This window comes from Microbacterium sp. MPKO10, assembly GCF_026107415.2.
Lineage (GTDB): Bacteria > Actinomycetota > Actinomycetes > Actinomycetales > Microbacteriaceae > Paramicrobacterium.
Genome location: NZ_JAPCHX010000001.1, coordinates 972,977 through 979,571 on the forward strand (window position 1 = coordinate 972,977; position 6,595 = coordinate 979,571).

7 protein-coding genes are annotated in these 6,595 nt (G+C 61.7%); all 7 read left to right on the top strand.

Annotated elements, in window-relative coordinates; all coding sequences use genetic code 11:
- Positions 1–43 precede the first annotated feature (43 nt).
- Positions 44–1,024: a nucleoside hydrolase gene (locus OK352_RS04600; RefSeq protein ID WP_265140217.1), complete on the top strand. Its 981-nt coding sequence runs from the start codon at positions 44–46 to the stop codon at positions 1,022–1,024.
- 564 nt (positions 1,025–1,588) lie between these two features.
- Positions 1,589–2,878, top strand: coding sequence for an MFS transporter (locus OK352_RS04605; RefSeq protein ID WP_265140218.1), 1,290 nt, complete (start codon positions 1,589–1,591; stop codon positions 2,876–2,878).
- Between the two features lies 1 nt (position 2,879).
- Entirely contained in the window at positions 2,880–4,409 is a 1,530-nt protein-coding gene (locus tag OK352_RS04610; RefSeq protein WP_265140219.1) for a sulfatase family protein, read from the top strand.
- A 20-nt stretch (positions 4,410–4,429) separates the two neighbouring features.
- Positions 4,430–5,176, top strand: a complete 747-nt coding sequence (locus OK352_RS04615; RefSeq protein ID WP_265140220.1) for a GntR family transcriptional regulator — start codon at positions 4,430–4,432, stop codon at positions 5,174–5,176.
- A gap of 71 nt (positions 5,177–5,247) precedes the next feature.
- Entirely contained in the window at positions 5,248–5,448 is a 201-nt protein-coding gene (locus tag OK352_RS04620) for a hypothetical protein (RefSeq protein WP_265140221.1), read from the top strand.
- 174 nt (positions 5,449–5,622) lie between these two features.
- Complete coding sequence (locus OK352_RS04625; protein WP_265140222.1) at positions 5,623–5,820, top strand: helix-turn-helix domain-containing protein; 198 nt, start codon at positions 5,623–5,625, stop codon at positions 5,818–5,820.
- Positions 5,817–6,491 (top strand): HipA N-terminal domain-containing protein, encoded by a 675-nt coding sequence (locus OK352_RS04630; protein WP_265140223.1) that lies wholly within the window; start codon positions 5,817–5,819, stop codon positions 6,489–6,491. Before OK352_RS04625 ends, OK352_RS04630 begins: the two co-directional genes overlap by 4 nt.
- Positions 6,492–6,595 lie beyond the last annotated feature (104 nt).

A 6,595-nucleotide genomic window follows, 5' to 3' on the forward strand; every position in this document is an offset into this window, starting at 1 on the left:
CACACGTCTCCACTGACCCACGAATACACAGTAAGGATCTCCCATGACCCGACCCGTCTACCTCGACTGCGACACCGGAGTCGATGATTCGATGGCACTCGCTTACCTGCTGGCCTCGCCCGAGATCGAGCTCGTCGGCATCGGCGGCGTGCACGGTAACGTCAGTGCCGCGCAGGGGGTGCAGAACACGCTGCGGCTGCTCGCGCTCGCCGAGCGCACCGACATCCCGGTCGCTGTGGGAGCGAACGACCCGCTTGTGGGGGAGTTCGCCGGGGGTGCGCCGCACGTGCACGGTGCGAACGGCATCGGCAACATCGAGATTGCCGAGACTGGCGCGGGGCCAATCGACGAGGATGCTGCTGAGCTGCTGCTCCGCCTGGCGCGCGAGCACGAGGGCGCACTCGAGATCATTGCGGTGGGACCGCTGACGAACCTCGCGCTCGCACTCGAGCGCGACCCGGAGCTGCCTGGGCGTGTGGCGCAGGTGACGGTGATGGGCGGCGCCGCGCTTGTGCCCGGCAACATCACGCCGGTCGCCGAGGCGAACATTGCCCATGATCCGGAGGCGGCGCAGGCTGTGGTGACAGCATCCTGGCCTGTCACTCTTGTGCCGCTGGACACGACGTTGGCCAACGTGCTCGATGAGGCCGACCGTGAGCGGCTGTGCGCGGCCGAGGCGCCGATCGCACGCGCCGTGGGTGCTGCGCTCGACTACTACTTCGACTTCTACGTCGCCGAGTACGGTCGCCGCTGCAGCGCCCTGCATGATCCTCTGGCCGCGGCGATCGCCGTGGGCGGGATGCTGCCGCGCACCGCGCCAGCCGTGCCCGTCGAGGTGGATGTCACCGACGGCCCGGGTCGTGGGCAGACGGTCTGCGATCTGCGGGGTCAGCGTCTGGGGCCGGTCGATCGTGAGGGCGCCACGGTGCGCGTGGTGCTCGAGACGGAGGGCGCGCTGGCGCCGCACATGATGGAGCGGCTGCTCGCGCTGAGGGCACCGGATGCTGAGGCGAACGTCGCCTGATTGTGCGGTAGCGCCTCGGAACTCGGAGCCTGAGAGTCATTGTTGGACCGGCGCTGCGACCGCGGTGACTCTAGTTGAGTCCGCCATCTGAACGGCAGAAAAGGGCATCGAAACGAGCATTCAATTGCTTCCCAGGCCAATTCTCTTGATCAGGACCTCCCGAGTTGATGAATGCGGTGTCTGCTGATCCCGAGTAAGAGGCTTTCGTTCGGTGTGCTGTTGTGCGCGGGTGAATGGCGTTCCGAAGCTTGTGCCGCGGATACGGCCCGAGAAAACGTGTTGTCGATTCTCGTCTTCGACCCGGTGCGGGGTACGGATGCCGATGAGATCACACGCTGCGGGTACGGCGCCGCCGATGGCCGGGGGCGACGCTATCGCCGCAATCGGCGGAGTGAGTTATAGACCTTGTAGGTGCTTTATAAATACGTACGCACCGTTTGTGCATTCCGTGATCTTCCTTTACTCTCATCTAAGGTCTAGACCTCCGACGAGAATCAAAGGAGATACATCGTGATCACGACACCGGGCGAACACAGTAGATCTCGAGCGCAGACACGGAGGCTCGTGGCAGCCACCGTGATCGGAAACACGATCGAGTTCTACGACTTCTCCGTGTACGGAACGCTGACGGCCGTGGTTTTTGGGCGACTCTTCTTCGCGACCGACGACCCATTCCTCACGTCATTTCTCGCCTTCGGCACATTCGCCGTGGGGTTCCTTTCGCGACCGATTGGCGGCATGATCTTCGGCCACCTCGGTGACAAGTACGGCCGTAAGCCCGTACTCGTCGCCAGCCTTCTCACGATGGGGATCGCCACGACTCTGATGGGTGCACTACCGACGCTCGCGCAGGCAGGTATCGTCGCTCCCATTCTTCTGGTCGTGCTTCGATTCATCCAGGGCTTCGGCATCGGCGGCGAGTGGGGCGGCGCGACGACACTCATGATGGAAAGCACCCCGGCGAAACGCCGCGGCTTCTTCGGTGCCGCGGTTCAGACCGGAAGTGGGATGGGGATCATTCTTGCGACGGGCCTGGTCACGCTCATGTTCGTTGTGCTTACGCCCGAGCAGATCGATGCGTGGGGGTGGCGAATTCCCCTGCTCTTCAGCATCGTGCTCGTGGTGATCGGTCTGATCGTTCGCAGCCACATCGAGGAGTCACCGGACTTCGAGCAGCGCGAGGCGTCAGCAACAATCGCGAAGACGCCCTTGCTCGAAGCCCTTGCGCGGCACTGGAAGATGGTGCTCGTTGCGATCGGCATGTACATCGCCGTCGCCGCCTTCGGCTTTACGCAAGGTGTCTTCTTTATCAACTACCTCATCAACGGCGCAGACTTTCCGCAGTACTTGGCGACCATCGCGAACCTCGTCGCAGCGGTGACCTACTTGTTCGCGACGCTCATCGGGGGCGTGTTGTCTGACCGCTTCGGCCGTTCAGTGGTGTATCTGGTCGGCGGAGTGCTTCTCATCCCGGCATCCTTCATCATGTTCGGCTCCGGAATGACCGGGTCGGTCCCGATCGTGATGATCGCTATGGCCATCGTCGGTCTCTTCTCGGGAATCGCATACGGTGCTCAGGCTTCGCTCTTCTTCGAGCTCTTTCCTGCACGTGTCCGGTACACAGGAGTGTCGCTCGGGTTCCAGATCGCGGCTGTTCTCGGTGGTGGCCTCTCTCCGCTCATCGCCAGCTCGCTGGTCGAGGCAACGGGCAGCGTGATGTCGGTGGCAATCTACATCAGTGCTCTCAGTTTGCTGCTCGTAGTGTGCACGCTCGTCGCACCTCGTGTGCTCGAGGCAGAGAAGAAACGGTCTGGCGAGTTGGATCGTGAACGAACAAACGAGGGGAAGGCCTGAGATGCCGACGGGTAATCAGCGTACGGTCATTTTGTTCATGGTGGACCAGCTGGCAGCCCGCTGGCTCGAAGCTGCGCGCCACGGGATTGTCGACTTGCCCAATTTCGACGCACTCCAAAAAGAAGGGGTGACGTTCTCAAGCGCATTCAGTACCAATCCCGTCTGCAGCCCATCCCGGGCCAGCATCATCACGGGTATGTCGAACAGCGCGCACGGCGTCACCGAGTGCGGTTACGACCTCAGCCCGGACGTGCCGAACATCGCACAGGCATTGCAAGTCAGCGGCTGGTCGACGGGGGCCTTTGGCAAATTGCACCTGGTCACGCAGATCGAAACGCTGACACCTGATTACTACGCGTACGGCTTCGACGTCGTGAATAACACAGAAGATGCTCGCGCCGGGGAATGGCTCGACTGGGTGAAGTGTCACCATCCCGAGCACTACGAGGCAGCGCTCTCGACGGTGTGGATGACGATGGTGCCCGAGCTCGAGAAGTACGGCGCGGAGGGAGAGGACCTACGGTCGCAGATTCTCGAAGCGCAACAGGAGTACCCCGCTTCGACCAGTGACGCATATGAGCTGCCGTTCCCGGCGAGCGTTTCGCAAACAGCGTGGATCACCGACCGGGCCCTCAGCTTCATCGAGCGCACCGAGGGCAATCTATTCGCCCACATCAGCTACGTGCAGCCACACAACCCCTTCGCCCCGCCAGCCGAGTTCGTCGACCGCGTCAACGTCGACGCGATTCCCGAGCCGACCGGTGCGGAGTGGAAGACGCATCCGATTCCGTACTTTCAGCAGGAACGATACGAGACGCCGAGCTACGACATCGACGACTGGCGCAGGCAGCGGCAGCTGTACTTCGCCGACCTCGCCCACCTCGACCACGAACTCGGGAGGGTGCGCAACGCGCTCAGCGAGGCGGGCCGAGCGGAGGACGCCCTGTTCATATTCACGTCAGATCACGGCGAGATGCTGCATGATCAGGGGCTGCTGGGAAAGTGGGAGCGACATTACGACCCGTGCATTCGTATTCCGCTCATCGTGTCTGACACGGCGGGCGGCGCGGGCGAGCAGAGCGAGCGCCACGAGCTCGTCGAGCACACGGATATTGCCGCCACGATTTACGACTGGGCTCGGATTCCCGAACCCATGCTGTCGACGTTCGAGCCGCGCATCGACCCCATCAGGATGCTGCACGGCAGGTCGCTTCTTCCGCTCACGACCGACGACGGTGAGTCGTGGCGCGACAGCATCCTGATTCAATCGAACAATAGTCACTTCGATGCGTCTCCCTCGAGTTGGGCCCGCACGATCAGAACCGAGCGCTATCGCTACACGCGTTATCTCGCGGGAGGCGGAGAGCAGCTGTTCGACGTGCTCAGAGACCCTGATGAACAGTGGAATCTCGCGTTCGACCCCGAATTCTCGGGCGTCAAGGCCAAGCTTGCAGACGAGCTCATGGAGCTTACGGTGAACGACGGCTACCCAAACTCGCCTCGGGGACTCTTCAGCATTGGCACATGGTAGGAATCTCGGATAATAGAGGTGTGCCTGCTCACACGAAAATCGATCACGCTGAACGCGTCATTCGTGACCTCATAAATCGAGGCGAGGCGGGCGACCAGCTGCCGCGGGAATCCGATATTGCGACATTGGCTGGGGTGAGCCGTGTCACCGTGCGAGAGGGGCTTACTCGGCTGTGGCTTGAGGGTGTGATCGTTCGGCGGTGGGGAGTCGGAACGTTCATCGCCGACACCGCGAAAGGAGCGCCGGAGGAGTCGGCGTTTCGGTCGATCTACTCTGCCATTCACGGCATCACGTCACTGCCTCGCGAGATTATGCGCGCTGGGCACGAAGTGGCGATCATCGGGTTTCAGATCGACCGCGAGGAGGCACCCGAATGGGTGCGCGCGGCGATGCGAAACGACGATCCCATGTGGCGTGTGCGACGGTGTCTGACTATCGACGGTCGGCCGGGAGTCGTGATGTTTGACTATCTGCGCGATGGTGGAGATGACGGGATGATCCAGCCGACGGCGCTCGCTGACGTTGACGTAGACCTGATGAGCTTTTTACGGCGATACGGACTACGCATTGTGAAGCACGAGTCGGCACTGAGCGCGGTGACGGGCGACGACGCAGTGACGGGGTTGTTGGAGCTTCCGGCGCAGACCCCCTTATTGCGGGCCCGCCAGCAGGCGATTTCTGATTCCGGGGCAACCGTTGGCTGCGGAGAGTTCTTCTACAACGACGAGGTTTTTCAATCGGTGCTGGTGCGCACGATCAACGACTGACGGCGGCGTTTGCCGACAACGACCGGCGTTTTTGGTGCAAGGAATCGGAACACTCGCGCGTCGCGTCGGCCGTGCCCGTCGAGGTGGATGTCACCGACGGCCCGGGTCGTGGGCAGACGGTCTGCGATCTGCGGGGTCAGCGTCTGGGGCCGATAGATCGTGAGGGCGCGACGGTGCGCGTGGCGCTTGAGACTGAGGGCACGCTGGCGCCGCACATGATGGAGCGGCTGCTCGCGCTGAGGGCACCGGATGCTGAGGCGAACGTCGCCTGACGGTCAGCCCGCCAGAGGACCGCGTTCAGCAATCCTAGGCTAGGAGCCCATCTTTATCGCCGTACGACGACAAGGATAGAATGTAGTCGTACGGCGACATATGTAATTGTCTCTGTACGGAGGCAGAATGGATTGTTAGGGGCGGCGATGCTCACAATGCGAGAGGCGGCTTCGGTGGTTCGCGATCTCCGCGAGCGACGCGGATGGACGCAAACCGAGCTTGCCCGCAAGGCACACGTATCCCGGTCTTTCGTGGCAGATGTTGAAGCGGGAAAGCCGACAACTGAAGCGTCGAAACTTTTTGACATTTTCCAGGCGCTGGGTCACGAGATTGCGTTGCGGTCGCTTGATGACGGCGAGGTGCGCTGGTGAGCGAGCGAAACCTCGACCTGTATCTTGACGGGCTTTTCTGCGGAGTTCTCACGCAGTCCACATCGGGCAACGTGACGTTTACGTATGACGATGCGTATCGCGCTTCACAGAATGCAACGCCGCTGTCGCTGTCCATGCCCCTGGCCACGAGGAGTCACCGCAAACGTGCTGTCCTTCCCTGGCTTCAGGGACTGCTGCCTGATAATACGGACGCGTTGAATGCAATCGCGCGTCGTTTCAATGTGTCGGCGAATAATCCCTTTGCTCTGCTTGAGCAGGTGGGTAGGGATGCCGCGGGAGCCGTGCAGATCGTCCCAGCGGGTGAGTTCGCATCTGATGCAGGGCAACGGGGATCTGTGCGCTCGATATCCGAAGAAGAACTTTCGCGCATGCTCACGCGCGTTGTCGCCGAATATACCGAGGGGGGTCCCTATTCTGACGCGGCTGGACGTTTCAGCCTTGCCGGTGCGCAGCCAAAAATCGCGCTGCACAAAATAGGGAACGGTGAATGGGGTATTCCTGAGGGCTCCTCCCCAACGACGCACATCGTCAAGCCTGTGTCCGGAGCGTTTCGTGGGATCGATGTCGTCGAGCAGATGACAATGCGCGCCGCCAGTCATCTCGGCAATGAGGTTGCTCGCACAGACGTTGCAACGAGTAGTGCCCCGTAGAGTGGTGTAGTCCGCTTGGTGGCTGGCTCTCGTTCTGAATGGGGGCGCGGTCACCGTGTGGTCCTTCGAGGAATCTCCTACAACCCACTCGAAAGGACATCTTC

Excerpts from the sequence above, each read along its gene's own strand:
- OK352_RS04600 (WP_265140217.1), top strand. The coding sequence starts at position 44 with ATGACCCGACCCGTCTACCTCGACTGCGACACCGGAGTCGATGATTCG.
- OK352_RS04610 (WP_265140219.1), top strand. The coding sequence starts at position 2,880 with ATGCCGACGGGTAATCAGCGTACGGTCATTTTGTTCATGGTGGACCAG.